The organism is Streptomyces sp. NPDC017529, assembly GCF_044329785.1.
Taxonomy (GTDB): Bacteria; Actinomycetota; Actinomycetes; order Streptomycetales; family Streptomycetaceae; genus Streptomyces.
This window is the reverse complement of sequence record NZ_JBIRJY010000032.1, coordinates 24,781-38,429: the sequence shown is the minus strand read 5'-3', so window position 1 is coordinate 38,429 and position 13,649 is coordinate 24,781. Positions and strand designations below refer to the sequence as shown.

The 13,649-nt window shown below is 70.7% G+C and carries 15 protein-coding genes and 1 pseudogene; 6 read left to right on the top strand and 10 right to left on the bottom strand.

The window, feature by feature from the left end:
* The first annotated feature begins 173 nt into the window (after positions 1-173).
* Positions 174-743 (top strand): hypothetical protein, encoded by a 570-nt coding sequence (locus ACH4K4_RS36885; RefSeq protein WP_398174100.1) that lies wholly within the window; start codon positions 174-176, stop codon positions 741-743.
* Here the strand turns inward: ACH4K4_RS36885 and ACH4K4_RS36880 are convergent.
* The 4 genes and pseudogenes from ACH4K4_RS36880 to ACH4K4_RS36865 all read right to left on the bottom strand — a co-directional run.
* Positions 693-1,493: pseudogene (locus ACH4K4_RS36880) on the bottom strand (IS5 family transposase); the annotation flags it as partial. The gene ACH4K4_RS36885 and the pseudogene ACH4K4_RS36880 overlap by 51 nt on opposite strands.
* A 100-nt stretch (positions 1,494-1,593) precedes the next feature.
* Positions 1,594-2,037: a RacP protein gene (locus ACH4K4_RS36875; RefSeq protein WP_398174097.1), complete on the bottom strand. Its 444-nt coding sequence runs from the start codon at positions 2,035-2,037 to the stop codon at positions 1,594-1,596.
* A gap of 2 nt (positions 2,038-2,039) precedes the next feature.
* Complete coding sequence (locus ACH4K4_RS36870; RefSeq protein ID WP_398174094.1) at positions 2,040-3,032, bottom strand: DUF6192 family protein; 993 nt, start codon at positions 3,030-3,032, stop codon at positions 2,040-2,042.
* A 560-nt stretch (positions 3,033-3,592) separates the two neighbouring features.
* Positions 3,593-5,038: an NF041680 family putative transposase gene (locus ACH4K4_RS36865; protein WP_398174148.1), complete on the bottom strand. Its 1,446-nt coding sequence runs from the start codon at positions 5,036-5,038 to the stop codon at positions 3,593-3,595.
* Between the two features lie 197 nt (positions 5,039-5,235).
* Here ACH4K4_RS36865 and ACH4K4_RS36860 point away from each other — a divergent pair, with 197 nt between their 5' ends.
* Positions 5,236-5,415, top strand: coding sequence for a hypothetical protein (locus ACH4K4_RS36860; RefSeq protein WP_398174091.1), 180 nt, complete (start codon positions 5,236-5,238; stop codon positions 5,413-5,415).
* On the opposite strand, the gene ACH4K4_RS36855 is transcribed toward ACH4K4_RS36860, so the two are convergent.
* Positions 5,402-5,704 carry a hypothetical protein gene (locus ACH4K4_RS36855; protein ID WP_398174088.1) on the bottom strand — a complete coding sequence of 101 codons (303 nt, stop codon included), beginning with the start codon at positions 5,702-5,704 and terminating at the stop codon, positions 5,402-5,404. The two genes, ACH4K4_RS36860 and ACH4K4_RS36855, sit on opposite strands and share 14 nt — an antisense overlap.
* A gap of 378 nt (positions 5,705-6,082) precedes the next feature.
* On the opposite strand from ACH4K4_RS36855, the gene mobF reads away from it, so the two are divergent.
* The gene (mobF, locus tag ACH4K4_RS36850; protein WP_398174085.1) at positions 6,083-7,981 is read left to right on the top strand and encodes a MobF family relaxase; all 1,899 of its coding nucleotides are present in this window, start codon (positions 6,083-6,085) and stop codon (positions 7,979-7,981) included.
* Between the two features lie 339 nt (positions 7,982-8,320).
* On the opposite strand, the gene ACH4K4_RS36845 is transcribed toward mobF, so the two are convergent.
* The 3 genes from ACH4K4_RS36845 to ACH4K4_RS36835 all read right to left on the bottom strand — a co-directional run bounded on the left by ACH4K4_RS36845 (position 8,321) and on the right by ACH4K4_RS36835 (position 10,256).
* Complete coding sequence (locus ACH4K4_RS36845) at positions 8,321-8,530, bottom strand: hypothetical protein (RefSeq protein WP_398174082.1); 210 nt, start codon at positions 8,528-8,530, stop codon at positions 8,321-8,323.
* Between the two features lie 77 nt (positions 8,531-8,607).
* Positions 8,608-9,180, bottom strand: coding sequence for an HD family hydrolase (locus ACH4K4_RS36840; protein WP_398174079.1), 573 nt, complete (start codon positions 9,178-9,180; stop codon positions 8,608-8,610).
* 17 nt (positions 9,181-9,197) lie between these two features.
* The gene (locus ACH4K4_RS36835) at positions 9,198-10,256 is read right to left on the bottom strand and encodes a helix-turn-helix domain-containing protein (RefSeq protein WP_398174076.1); all 1,059 of its coding nucleotides are present in this window, start codon (positions 10,254-10,256) and stop codon (positions 9,198-9,200) included.
* Positions 10,257-10,446: 190 nt separating this feature from the next.
* Between ACH4K4_RS36835 and ACH4K4_RS36830 the strand changes: the two genes are divergently transcribed.
* On the top strand, positions 10,447-10,827 hold the full coding sequence (locus tag ACH4K4_RS36830) for a DUF6415 family natural product biosynthesis protein (protein ID WP_398174073.1): 381 nt from the start codon (positions 10,447-10,449) through the stop codon (positions 10,825-10,827).
* Positions 10,828-10,938: 111 nt separating this feature from the next.
* Entirely contained in the window at positions 10,939-11,523 is a 585-nt protein-coding gene (locus ACH4K4_RS36825; RefSeq protein ID WP_398174070.1) for a hypothetical protein, read from the top strand.
* Here ACH4K4_RS36825 and ACH4K4_RS36820 read toward each other — a convergent pair.
* Positions 11,474-11,764, bottom strand: a complete 291-nt coding sequence (locus tag ACH4K4_RS36820; RefSeq protein ID WP_398174067.1) for a hypothetical protein — start codon at positions 11,762-11,764, stop codon at positions 11,474-11,476. The genes ACH4K4_RS36825 and ACH4K4_RS36820 overlap by 50 nt on opposite strands.
* Positions 11,765-11,877: 113 nt before the next feature.
* Between ACH4K4_RS36820 and ACH4K4_RS36815 the strand changes: the two genes are divergently transcribed.
* Positions 11,878-12,468, top strand: a complete 591-nt coding sequence (locus ACH4K4_RS36815; RefSeq protein ID WP_398174064.1) for a hypothetical protein — start codon at positions 11,878-11,880, stop codon at positions 12,466-12,468.
* Between the two features lie 228 nt (positions 12,469-12,696).
* Here the strand turns inward: ACH4K4_RS36815 and ACH4K4_RS36810 are convergent, their stop codons facing one another.
* Positions 12,697-13,641, bottom strand: coding sequence for a hypothetical protein (locus ACH4K4_RS36810; RefSeq protein ID WP_398174061.1), 945 nt, complete (start codon positions 13,639-13,641; stop codon positions 12,697-12,699).
* Between the last annotated feature and the right edge of the window lie 8 nt (positions 13,642-13,649).

Genomic DNA, 13,649 nt, shown 5'->3' with positions numbered 1-13,649 from the left:
CTGACTTGTGAGGTCGCAAATGGCCGTCTCCTGCACGGGCGTTGCCGACTGTGCTGCCCCCCACTCGCGAGATGAACCGCACAGGAGCGCGGGCCTGTCAGCCTGCGACATAAGAGCCTGTGTCTGAACTCCGGAGTTGAGTGGCCAGAGCTGGACGGGTTCGTTGTTCGGGTATGGACGACGAAGATGTGAAGCCGAAGCTGCTGGACGGATGGCTGCGTACGGAGTTTCAGAGGCTGGTGATGGCCGATCCCGAGCAGGCGTTGAGCTTGGTAGATCAGCTGGTACTGACGATGCACTCCGAGGCGCTGGTGGCGACAGACGCAGCGCGCAGAGCTGGCCTGGGTTGGCAGGAGATCGGGCGGGCCCACGCGCTGCTGGAAGACGCTGGAATTTTGCTGAGACAGGCCGCGGCCGTGCTGTTGGGGCTGCCAGCCGCCGACCGGGCCGCCGAGACGGAGATGGTGGCGCAGGCGCTCGCGGAAGGAGATGCCGAGGAACACGAGGCCGTCATGCCGGAACAGCGCTTGGAGAACGACGTATGGACGGCTGCGGTTGAGCGGTTTCAGGGGAACACGAGGATCAAGGTGTTGACCGACGGCGCACCTGTATCCGGACCGCTCCGGTCAGGCGGCTTCGGGCATCACGTAGCCGTGGGCGACATCGCGGCGTTCAGCGGGGCGGGCCCGGCCGCGGGTGAGGCGCCTTGTCATCAGGGTGATGCAGGCCCAGGTGATCAGTGATTCGCTCATCTCGGGCAGCCGTTCGTGGTCGCGGCAGTGCCGGCGGGCCCGCAAGAGCCACGACCAGGACCGCTCCACCGCCCACCGGCGCGGCAGCACGATAAACCCCCTGGTCCCGGGCGGGCGCCGTACCGTTTTGACGGTGATGTCGAGGTACTTCTCCGCCCAGGGCACCAGCTGGTTCTTGGCATAGGCCGAGTCGGCCCAGACGATGGCGACCTCCGGGTGCAGCAGCGCGAGCCGCAGCAGCATGTCCCGGGCGACCAGGGAGTCCTGGACGTCGGCGGGGGTGACCCAGACCAGCAGCGCCAGGCCGCGGTGGTCACAGATCAGGTGCCGCTTCCTCCCATTGATCATCTTCCCGCCGTCCCAGCCCCGGGTGGCCTTGGAGACGGTCTCGGACGCCTTGACGGTCTGGGCATCGATCAGCAGCGACGCGGTGTTGGGGGTCTTGCCCGCGGCCAGACGGATGCGGCGGCGCAACTGCTCACGGATGACACCGAGCACGCCGGCGGCAGCCCACCTCCGCGCGAAGCCGTAAACCGTGCGCCAGGGCGGGTAGTCGACCGGCATGGACCGCCACTTGATGCCGTTATCGACCAGATAGCGGATGCCGTCGACCACGTCACGGCGAGGCCACTTCTCGGGGTGCCCGCCTTTGCGGGTCTGGCTGGCCGGGACCGGCAGCAGGGGGCGGATCAAGTCCCACTCGGCGTCCGTCATGTCCGAGGGATAGCGGGCAGTGCGCATGGCAGGAGGGCGGGGCCGGCCCGGCCAGGCGGATGCGGATCGGCGGGCCGGGCCGGCCCCTGCTCTCCTCACTCGGACATGCGGCCCGCCGTCCGGCCGGTCACTGGGCCTGCGGGTGGGCGATCATGTCCAGGGACGCGTAGATCGCGTTGACCTGCGCGACGATGTAGGCCACCCAGCGGCTCTTGGGAAACAGCCGGGCGTGTTCCTCCAGCACGTTGGAGATCAGGCTGGAGACCTGTGTGTGCTTCACCTCGGCCCACTGGCGCTCGTAGTTCTCCAGCTCCTCCTGGTCCTGGCAGAAGTGGTATCCGCGCTCGAAGGACCACAGCAGCGGCGGCCACCGCTTCTCCCCGGCCAGCTCCCGGTAGGCGGCAAGTCCGCGCACCGCCTGCGACCTGGACAGCTCGGCGACCGCCATCAGCCGGGCCATCTTCAGCCCGGCCGGGGCCGTCTCCATCAACGCCAGCCGGATCGAGTCGGCGTGCCGCCCGGACGCCGGCGAACGGCGCCGGTCCCGCTCCCTTCTGCGGGCGCGCGGCACGGCTACTCGTCCCGCAGCAGGCGGGCCAGGGCCTCGTCCACATCGACGTCGCCGGTTTCGGCGGCGTGTTCGATCCAGTCGAGGGTGGCGCGCACCCGGGCGACGTTCTCGGCGAGCACCGCCCGCTCATCGCCGGACATGGTGCGTCCGCGCAGGCCCGGGACGACACGGCCGGCGGTGGCCACGAAGGCGTGGCAGGCCCCGACCAGGTCCAAGAACTCCGCGGTCCGCTCCAGGCGCTCGCGGGTCGGCGCGAGTTCGCTGGTGCGTTCATACTCCTCGCGGGCCTGGCGGCCGCGTTCGACCTGCGCGTGGTTGACCGCCTGCCGGGCCCGGTCGTCGTTCATCGCCTTGAAGGCGACGTCGGGCCGGTGCAGCAGGTGGGTGGCGGCCTCGGAGGCCACCCGCTCATCGTGCGCCAGGTCCTTGATCGCCTCGATGCGTGCTTTCGGCGGGACACCCTCGGCCACCGCCGGCCGTTGCAGCAGATCGGCGGCGACCTGGGCGGCGACCCGGTCATCGGCGGCCAGGCCGTGGATGGCGGTCACCTTCTCCTGCACCGACACCGGGGTCTCGACCTGCCAGCCGGCCTCCCGCTTGGCCGCGTCCTGCGTCCAGCAGTGCCGGCCGTAGCGGGCGTTGAACGGCGGATTGCGGATCAGCTCGAACCGGTCCGGGCGGACCATCAGAATGCGGTGGACGTCGAGAGACACGCCCTTGACCCGGTGCTCGGGAGGCCAGTGGGCCGCGGTGTAGCGGTACTGCATGATGGTGCTCGTCGCCACCCCGATGTCGTCCGCGAACCGGCCCAGAGACTCCTCGACCGACTGCAGCTCCTCGCCCGGCGCAGGCCGGGCCCCGCCCCTGGGCTGCAGGGGCTCAATCTCCAAAGCGTTGTCACCTAGTTTGAAGTGCGTGTCGCGTTCGGTCTCGACCAGGAGCTTCGACTCGGCCACGAGCTCGTCGTAGCGTTCCTGGGTCACCTTGCCGACCATGGTGGGCACTGTGATCACCACCTGCCGCGGGCCCGGAGCGGCGAACGCCAGCGACTGGGCCGGACCCGCGCTTGAGCCAGCGTCCGCCCGCCCTCAGATCGAACACCACCACAGGCCAAAGGTGACCGGGCCGGACCGGCCAAGACCGCGGGCCCCACCTGGGCCGTTCGCTCACGCGTCAATTCGACGCCTCGGCGAACGCCTTCCGCCGCCGGTACCAAGCCCGGCTGCGGCACCGCGGCGAGCAGTAGACGGCATCACTGCGGTGATCCACCGCCGCCACCCACTCCGTCCGGCAGACCGGACACACCCGCCGCCCCGCACCATCGCGCTCCGCCACAGCACGGCGCCGAATCCGCCGTGCACGGCGCCACTGCCTGGCACGACACGCCGCCGAGCAGTACACCGCCTCCGCCGCGGCCCCCTTCCTCAACGGCTCGTCACACACTGGACAACACCGCTGAACCGGAAGCCAAACCACCCCGGACACACGGCCAGATTAGACCGCCCTACAGATCCACATCAGCGGAAGAGAAACAGGCTCTAAGCTTGTTCTTTATCTACCAGGACCTGCCCGGCTTGCCGATGGCCTTGAGGGTCTCGGGGCGTCTGACGGTTTTGCCGACGTCGTAGCGGGGTGCCCGTTGTTTGTTCTTGGCGCCGGGTGGCCGTCCGGGACCGGCGCCTCGGGGTTTGGGAACACGGGCCGGGCAGGCGAGGTGAGCGCGGATGTTTCTGAACCCCCGGCGGACCCGGGCCGGGGTGAGCCGGTCGGAGGCGGTGGGTTTCTCCCAGGGCCGGCGGAGGTCTTCGGCGAGAGGCCGGGCGAGTCGGAGCTGGGTGTGAGCGACGATCAGGAGCCAGGTCCAGCGGTCCGCCGCCTCGGGAGTGCGGAGCTTCGGAGCGGTCCAGCCCAGGGTCTGCTTCGCGAAGCGGAAGGTGTGCTCCAGGTCGAAGCGGCGGAGAAACGCCTGCCAGAAACGGTCCACGTCGTCCGGTGTGGCACCGGTCTTGGAGGACCATAACCACACCGGCGGGGCAGCCCGTTCCTTCGACAGATGCTCGACCTTTAACCGGATCAACGTGCCCTCGACCAATGGGAGTTCGCCGTCGTGGTCGAGCCAGGAGGAGCGGTGGGTGAGCCGGGGGTGGACCCGGTCCCATGCCTGTGTCTCGGCTTTGCCGTAGTGGGTGGTGGCGGTGACCGTGGTGATCGCGGGCTCAGGCCAGGTGTCCGGCTTGCTGAAGTGGAATTCCGGGCCGTGCTTGGGCGGCCGGCCGCCCTTCGGGTCGTAGGCGCGAGGCGGCTTCGGCAGTCGCATGACGCGGTCGGAACGGACCCGGCCGACCAGCTCGACGGGCAAGTCGCGCAGGACCCAGGCCAAGCGGGTGACGTCGTAACCGGCGTCGCTGACGATCACGATATGCGGGTCGCCGCTCTGCCACTGGCCGACGGCCATGAGCCGTTCAACGACTCCTCGCAGTTGGGCTGCGGTGACCGCGGTCGCGTCGTCCACCGGCCCCAGCCGGACCGCGTCCAGGATCGCGGTCCAGGAGGTGGCTCCCGGCTCCAGCACGGCAACGAAGGAGTAGGGCCAGCCCGGGATGAACTGCGAGGCTGTCTTCGCCCGGCCGTAGACGTGGCAGAACAGCCGGTCTGCTGAACACGGCGCGTCTGAGCGAAGCCACGGTGACACGTCGACCGCCAGGACCAGGCGCCCGCCGTCGAACCGCGGCAGCGGCAACCCGGCCAACACGGTCCGCAGCCGTTCGGTGTCGATCCGGCCGTGGTTCAGGCCGCCGTACATCGCTCCGTGCCCACGTTGATGTTCGGGCAGCAGCGTCAGGTCCACCGGGGACCTCACCGCCCCATCCGCACACAGCACCGCCTCCGCCAGCTCGAACAACTCGTCGCGCCGTGCGGTCAGGCACTCGTAGAACTCTCCCCGGAAGCGTGACGCTTCCGCGAACGCTTCCCTCCGGACAGCATCAGGCAGCAGACTCACCTTCACGGCCTTCGTCGTGGTCACCTGCACCTTGGTCGGAGCACAGGATCAGACGAAGGCCGCCCCCGTGTCCGGCGAACTCCCTGGTGAGCGACCCAGTTCGAGACACCGTTCGAGGCCGGAAGATAAAGAACAAGCTAAGCGCGACAATCGACTGCGGAGGTAGAAGCCTGGGCTCCGAAGCGAGAGGGGCGCCTATGCCTGCCACCGTCAGCCGCGCACTCCATCCGGACGCCGAGTCGCTGGCGACGCTCATCGCGGCCTGGGACGCCAATGCGCCCCGGAACCGGACGATGGGTGACTACGTACCGCTCGCCGACCTGATTCTGAAGACGTTCGGCCAGGACACAGCCGAGGGCGGCGTTAGGGGCCGGTGAGGATGGCGTGGGTGCCGATCCGGCGCCACACGATGTGGTGGGTGCCGCGTAGCTTCTCCCGGCCGTACAGCCAGGTGGCGCGTCCTGCGGGGCCAGTGCTCATGGACCAGGTGAGTTCGTAGACGCCCGAGGCTCGCTGGACGCGCTTGACGCGAAGGCCGGCGCGGAAGCTACCGGTGCGCAGGTCCTCGACGAAGGCCGCGACGGTGCGGCGGAATCGGCGGCGCTGTTCTGGGGTGAGGTGCTGGAGGTCGGCGGTGAAGCGGGGCAGAACCTCGTAGGTGGGCACGGCGAGCTCCTCCAGGAAGCACGAAGCCCCCGGCGCGCCGGGGGCGATGGCTGTCTAGCTCAGGCGACGGAGTCGATTGCTTGGTGCTGGGACCTCTTCGGCTGTCGGGTGGGGGAGAGTCACGCGTGTATACGCGTCTTGGCGACAGAGTCAGCTGGAGTCGGTTGTTGGGGTGCGTGGGACGTGTGTGGCTGGTCGCCGCGCAGCATTTGCATGGCCCCTGTAGAGGCCGCGCATGGCGAAAGAAGGGGTCCGCCCAGCGGGCGCGACGCCGTCGCCGGCGCCCGCCGTGCGGGATCGGCCGTGAACTTCCGGTGAACCCTCCCGCCTCACGGGATCGGCCTTTTGCCCAGGTCAGAGCCGGTGTTCGGTGCCGGGATGCTGAGTTTTGCGAAGGTTCAGAGGCGAAATGCGTGGCGCTACTACGTGCGCGGGGTCGCCTTCGGTGACGGCCGCCGTCCTGCCGGCCAGTCCCTGAAGGGCGCCCTGGAGAAGGCCGGCCTGCCGCCCGGGGTGTGGATGGGGCGCGGCCTGGCCGCGCTCGGGCTGTCCGCCGGGCAGGCGGTGAGCGAGCGGCAGATGGAGCTGGTCTTCGGCGAGCTCCGGCACCCGGACGCCGACCGGATCGAGCGCGAGCTCCTGGACGACGGCGCCGACCCTAAGACGGCCCGGCTGGCAACTGCCCTGGGCCAGCCGGTCGACGTGATCAATCGACGCAAGGCGACCCCCTTGCTCGCGCTCGACTTCACCTTCCGGGCGCAGGCGTCCCTGATCGTGCTGTGGGCGCTGGGAGACGACCACACCCGGCGCGTCATCGAGCGGGCCCACGAGCGGGCCATCGCCACCGCGCTGCGCTGGCTCGAGGACGAGGTCGCACAGACCCGGTGGTCGTCGGGCCGTCAGCGCGCGAAGGCGCCGGGCCTGGTGGTCGCGAAGTGGCGGCACTTCGACAACCGCGACGGCTTTCCCCTGCTCCACGACCACTGTCTGGTCCTCAACCGGGCGCAGCGCCCGGACGGCTCCTGGTACGCGCTGGACACGGTCCGCCTCTACCAGCACGTGGTCGCGGCCGGAACGCTCTACTCGCTCACGATGACGACCGAGGTGTGCGAGGAGCTCGGGCTGGCGACCGTGCCCCGGGAAGTGACGCCGGGCCTGCGTCCGGTCATGGAGATAGCCGGCGTCGACCAGGAGCTCATCGACTGGTCCGCCACGCGCCGCGAGCAGATGGCGCCGGTGCTGGAGCGCCTCACCGACGAGTACGTCCAGGAGCACAAGCGGCTGCCCGGGGAGCGCGGCCGCCACGGCCTGGGCTGGTGGGCGGCGCAGGAGACCCGCCGGGCGAAGAAGTCCCCCAAACCCGTGGAGCAGCTGCGCGCGTGGTGGCGCGCCTCCGCGATCCTGCGCTTCGGCAAGGCGATGGTCGACGGGCTGCTGGAGCGGTGCCAGGCGGCCGGGAAGGCGATCCGAGCCCGGGTGGGCCCGGTGGTGGACACCGCGCTCGCCGCCGTCGACGTCGCCGCCATCGCCTTCACCGTGCGCAACTCCTTCGCCCGCCGTCACGTCCTGGCCGAAGCGCGCCGGCACCTGCTGGAGACCCTGCGCGGCCGTGCGTTCACGCGCGGCCTGGACGACTACATCGCCGACGCGGCCCTGTCCCGGCACTCCCGTCAGCTCACGGTGCCGCAGAAGGGCCGCCGGGCCCCGGCGCCGGACCAGCTCACCTACACCGCCGACTTCGCTGCGCCTCGCCGGTGGTGGATCGCCGGCACCGACGGCGCCCGTCCCCGGGAGTCGAGCCGGTACGAGCGGGCCCGGGTCGCCAGCCTCGCCCTGCAGAACGCGATCCGTAACGCCCGCACCGCGCCCGCCGCGCGGGACGGCGCCCCGTCCGCGACCACGCCGGCCACCGCGCGCACCGGCGACCACCACGACGACCAGGCGGCGGCCGCGCCGCACGCTGTCGACCACCCGGACCGGGCCGCCGCGCTCACCCCGGCGCAGCAGGCTGCTGCTGTGCACGTCCATCAGCAGGCCGCGATGCCCGAGGAGTACCTGGAGGGCCGTACGTCCGATCCCGCGACGTGGCTGTACACACCCAAGAACCTCGCCCGGCTGGCTGCCCACACCAAGGCAGCCGAAGCCCGCAGCCGCATCGTCGCCGACGGGCCGCAGCCGCAGCAGCCGACCGCAGACGCGGCCGACCCTGCCAGCCAGCAGCAGCACCACCACACGCCCCGACCTGACCAGGGCAGGGGAGCAGGCCGCACCCCCTGACGAGGACGCCACTCGGCCAGCGCGTGGCCGAGTGGCGACTTCACCCGCGCCCGCGCGTGAGCGCCGTCACCCGGGCTCGCCCGGCGGGACGGTGGAGACCAAAGCCCCGGCGGCCGCAGGCCGTAGCAGGCGGTGCGGCGCCGGGGCTTCGTGCCGCCCGGGTCCACGGGAATGACACACCCCGTACGCCTCACCCAGAAGACGAGCACTCACAGCACCCGCCTCAGCCGGGCCACGGCCAGAGCCCCGGCAGTCGGTGAACGGCATACGGCGGCCCCACCACAGAGGTGGGACCGCCGCATGCGCTGTCGTCCAGGCCCCGGTGCGTCCGGCGCCTGCTCAGTTCTGGAACTCGGTGCTCTTCACGCCGTGGAACGTGGGTTTTGCGGGCCGTACCTCGCCCTGCTCCAACGTGTCGGCGAGCTTGGCGAATCCCTCGCTGCGCCGTACGACGTTCAGGAACTTGCCCAGCGCGTCCTTGTCCTCCCACAGTTCACGCGCGGTGCTGATGATCAGCGACTTCAGGTGTTCCGATTCGCTCGCTTCCACTGCTGCCCCTCCTGGTCATCGGGACGTTCAGCCAACCAACCAGTGCCCACCGCCCGCAAGAGCGCGCTCGGCTTCGGCTACCGCAGGAAGTTGTGCTGCCATTCCAGCGAGGACATGCTCAACGCAGCTTCGGCGAGGGCCTTGGCAGAAGGCGTCTTCAGGGAGGCGAGGCTGGTGTCGATCCAGTTCTGGGTGAGGCTGTAGCCCTGCTCGCGGTACTCCACGGCCTGTACGAGGCATTCGAGCTTGTCGGCATCGCGGGCGACGATCGCCTCCGGGGTTTCGCCGGTCTCGTACTCGTCGACCGCGTCTCGGACGCCGGTGCGGACCGCCGGGTGGGCGTTGGCGACCTGATCTGCGGTCACTTCACCGTTCGGTGCGGCCCGCAGGTACTTGCGGCCGATGTGGGGGATGTCGCCGACGCGGGTCTCCTGGCTGTCGTGGAACAGGCACAGCAGTGCCACCCGGGCCGGGTCGGCGCCTTCCATCATGGCGAGCACGGAGCCGATAACGCCGACGCGGAAGGAGTGCTCGGCGACGGATTCTGGATACCTGTTGCCGGTGAACCACCAGCCGGTGCGGGCGACGCGCTTGAGCACGCCCATCTCGGAGATGAAGCTCGCGGTGCCCTTGGTGGTGTCCTCCGACATGCCATGCCTCCGGTCTCTCAGGGGTTGATGCGGCGCAGAACGTAGTGGACGTATCCCAGCTCCCGGCGTGCCCGGGCCGACAGCCGCACATCGTCGAGCAGGTGCTCGGTCCGTACGCGCAGCTGCCGTGCGGTGGGGCCGGCGGCCTGCGGCAGCCACGGGAAGGCGGTCAGCAGCGCCCACAGCGAGTGCGCGTACAGGTCGACGAAGCCCGGGTCCTCCACCAGGCCGCGGACCAGGGCGCGCAGCAGCGTCAGTGCGTCCCAGCCTGACAGGCCGCGGTCGCACATGAAGGTGTCGTCCGGCTGCGGTACGGGCAGCGCGCCGAGCCACAGGGCCCAGTAGTTCAGGTTCGCGGCCTCGGCGGTGTCGTCGTCGGCCAGGGCGCGGTCGATGAAGTCGTGCAGTGGCTGCGGGTCGCCGAGCCGGGCGAGGGCGGTGGCGGTGGAGCGGGCGGCCGCCCAGTGCGGTGTCCAGCCGTGCAGGGCCAGGACGTCACGGTGTCCGTGCAAGGTGTGCGCGGTCCACGCGGCTGCGTCCGGGCTGTGGTCGTAGGAGGCGAGGTAGAGCGCCTGGCGGTGCAGCAGCACTCCACTGGATCCTTGGGTGGCTGCGTGTTCGGTCACCGCGCGCAGGTGGTCGAAGAACACGTGGCGGTCGGCCGGCGCCAGCTGCGGTGCGGCGGCGACCGGTCCGCGCCGCGGCCGGGGTATGTATCCGGCGAGGGCTGGCGGTGTGGTGCCAGTCAGGGCCCAGGCGAGCATGTGCGCGGTCTCCCGGGTGTGCACCCACCCGGCCAGCGGGTGCGGACGGGTGACGTCTCGCTCGAGGCCGGCCGCGACGATGCGGTCCGCGTCCATCGCCGCGTCCAGCCACCTCACCAGCACCGCGTCCGCACCGACCGCCGGCAGACGGCGGCGCAGTTCCAGAAGTGCTCCGGCTCGCATGTTCGCCAGCGGCCGGCGCCCGGTCTCCCAGCCCTGCACTGTCTCGGTATCCACGCCCAGGGCCTCGGCCAGGGCCGCTTGCGTGCGGGGGATGCTCTCGCGGGCCAGCCGCAGCACGAAGCCGGTCACGGTTCCTGCTGCGGTCCGTCGCGGCCTGCCCATACCGGCCCACTCCCCGCTCATGCTGCGCCCCGAAACCCGTACTCACGGTCAGTCCTACCGCAGCCGCGGCCGCCGTACGGTCGCTTTGCGGTCGGTATCCGTCCAACGAGACCGCCGTGCCGACCGGCCGTCCGCGACCACGCCAGCGAGGCGAACGATGAACAGCACGCACACGGTCCTGTACGACCCCACCGACGAGCTCCCCCTCGACCGGGAAGCGCACCGGGACCTGATCCAGGCCGTGCTCGCGTGGACCGCCATCCCGAAGCCGGCGGCCGCGGACCTCCAGCACATCGCGCTGCAGCTGACCGGCGCCGCCCAGGCGGTGGCCAGCGACGTCCGCCGCACCGCCGCCAGGCTGCCCGGCGACCACCCGGCCCTCGCCCTGGCCGACGTCGTCCTCGCCGAAGCCGACCGCCGCCTGTCCGTAGCGCCGCAAGCCACCGTGCGCTGCGTCCAGAACCGCGCCCGCCTGGTGCGCGCCCTGTACGAGCGCCTGGACCGCCTCACCGACGTCACGCTCGCCACGAGCCCTTGAGCCGCCGCGCACCCGGACGCGACCACGGATCCCCGGGTGCGCGGCACCTGCTGCACCACGGCCGGCCCGCCGGGCCTGGCGCGCACCACGAACACCGAAAGGGGCACCATCGTGAGCACACTCATCCAGCCCGAAGCCGTCGCGGCCCGGGCCCGGGACATCCTGGCCACCTGGCAGGCCGACCCGGAGTGGACCCGCCTGTGGAACAGCTGCGCGCAGTACACCAGCGACTGGGACGACTTCTACGGCTTCCCGATCATCGTCGACTACGACGCCATCGCCGATGCACCCGGTCTGTTCACCGAGACCACCCGCGTCCTGGCCCTGAAGGCCGCCGTGTACGAGCTCACGGGCGGCGACGAGAAGCGCGCCGAGCTCGCCCAGCCGGTTCCCGTCGACGTCATGTCCCACGCACTGACCGCACAGTTCACCGTCCTGTCCCGCATCCAGGAACGCACCGGCATCCGCTTCGTGCACGCCACCGACATGGAGGACGGCTTCGCCGGCGGCACCTGGCGGCCGGGCGACTTCACCCACCAGGCCTACCGAGCGGCCTTCGGCCCGGTGAACGAGCGGTACTGGATCGACGCGGAGGAGACCGAGCGGCGCCGCAAGGCCCTCGATGAGGTCTACGCCCGCATTGGCGTCACCGAGCGCGGAAGGAAGGCAGCCATCCTCTCCGCCGCTGCGGCGTAGCCTCCGGCTCGACCGGCGTGTCCTTCGGCGGGGGTGCGGTCCGGTCCGGCTCCAGCCCCACCTTGTGCGGGTGCACGCACGCCGGAGTCCGGTCGGCGGTGTACCGGTAGCCGTCGGCCGGATCGAACGGGCACTCCCAGGACGGCCGGTCGTAGACGACGAACGACTCGCGCGGCAGCCGCTTCGACGGACAGATCCCACACGCCGGATGATCCTCGCCCTGGGCGAACGGCTGGCTCATACCCAGCACCGTAGCGGCACACCCGCCCGCTCCAGACCACAACCACACGAACGAGAAAGCGCTTTGGCACCCGGGCAGAGACGGTCACGATCGCTCGGTTTACGGTGTGCGGCATGGCTGATGGGGAGCAGGACCAGGGACCGGAGCAGGAACAGGACCCGGGGCGGGCGCCGGAATCGACGTGGGAGCACTGCCTGAGCTGGGGCGCGCTGATGATCTCTTACCTGGAGAAGTCCGGCCGCCCGGCGCCCAGTGAGGAATGGGCGCTGACCTTGGCGGAGCCGGACCAGCGCCTGGTGAACGTTTTGCTGGCGGCCGCCATCTACGAGCAGGCGACGACCTCAGTTTTGACCGGGCCGGAAACCGAGCGCGCCTTGCTGTGCGCGCCGGCGGGGCGCGGGGTGACCGGGCTGCTAACGAAGCAGGCCCTGAAGTGCGTCCAGGGCGTGGCCGACCGCAAGGACAACGAGCGGGGCCGCATCGAGCGGATCATGCTCGCCGAGCACGCAGGCCGCCCGACCGGCCGGGACCTGTGGGAGCGGGTGCTGCGCGTCACCCAGGGACTGGCCGCCGCGGTGGCCCGGGACGTGGCGGGGGAGCGGTACTGGGAGACCGAGACCCCGCTCAGCGAGTTTGCCGCCATGTACCGGCGGATGCTCCAGCACCGCGACATCGCTGATGCCTTCGGTGACCATGACTACTGACCTTGCATGGATGCCGGTGCCCGGGTCCTCGGGGGCGCACTCAGGCACCGGCATCGGGACGCCGCTTCATCCCACCCCAGTACACCTCGGCAGGCTGCCTCCCGCGCGGGGCGGTTAGGCCATGCGGCGGCAGGGCAGCACGGTACATCGCCTGACCAAGCGGCCACCCCGCGAGGTTGCCTCGGTCGAGGGTTCCTGCCAGGCTCCAGGCCAGGTGGGCGGTGGCAGTCAGTCCACGCCGTCGACCTTCCGGCGCACTTGTTCGATGATGTCGTCGCGGCCGACGATCGGGTGGTCCGGCTGCTGAAGGACCCAGTTGACCTGGTTCGGGTCGCTGTGCCGAGGCATACCCACTGCCACGATCATGAGTTCCTGAGTCTGGTGGGTGCCCTGGGATGAGAGGCGTACGCCGGTGGCCCGGGCGGCAGCCACGCGCAGGTGGGCGGGGTCGAGCTGCCAGTGCTCCGCAACGTGCCCCTGCGCGCATTCCCGGGTGGCTGAGGGCCCGTCAGCGCGCACCACGCGAGCCGGGTGGTCTTCTGGACAGCAGAGTCGCACGAGGCTGTTGGTGGTCACGATCTGGATGCGTTCGGCTTCGATGGAGAGGGAGCCCGCCTGGACGTCCGGGGCGGTGGCCTGCCGGCGTTCCTGGTCGGAGTAGCCGGTGAGGAACTGACTGAGCCGTTGGGCGGCGCCGCGCATGGGGGAGGGGCCCGGGGCGGGCGGTTCGATGTCGTCGGCCAGCGAACTCGCGCCGAGGCGGCCGCCGTACTGGCTGCGGATGGTGTTGAAGATCCGCCACAGCGGAGGGGCAGACACCGACGTGGGATCGTAGCCCTGCCCGGCTGCGGTCAGAGCCAGCTCGATCTCGTCGACGATCTGAGGCTCCCGGTCGGCGGGCCCGGCGAGGGCGTCATGCAGCTCGGTGGTGGGCACATCATGAGGTTGCCGCTCTCCGGTGTAGGTGCGGGCGAAGAGAAGCAGCGCCAGCGTGCACAGTTCGTCGCCTGCCCGGCCGCCGCGCACCCACGGCCGGGTGGCGAGGATGCGGGCCGCTTCGTGCACTGCGGCGACCCAGCGGCCTGGGGCTGACGAGGGAAGGAGCAGGCTCATCTCCAGGTCGAGGTCGTATGCGCTCTGGGCGGCGGACTCCGCCGTCGGGACGTCAGACATGCCCTCAT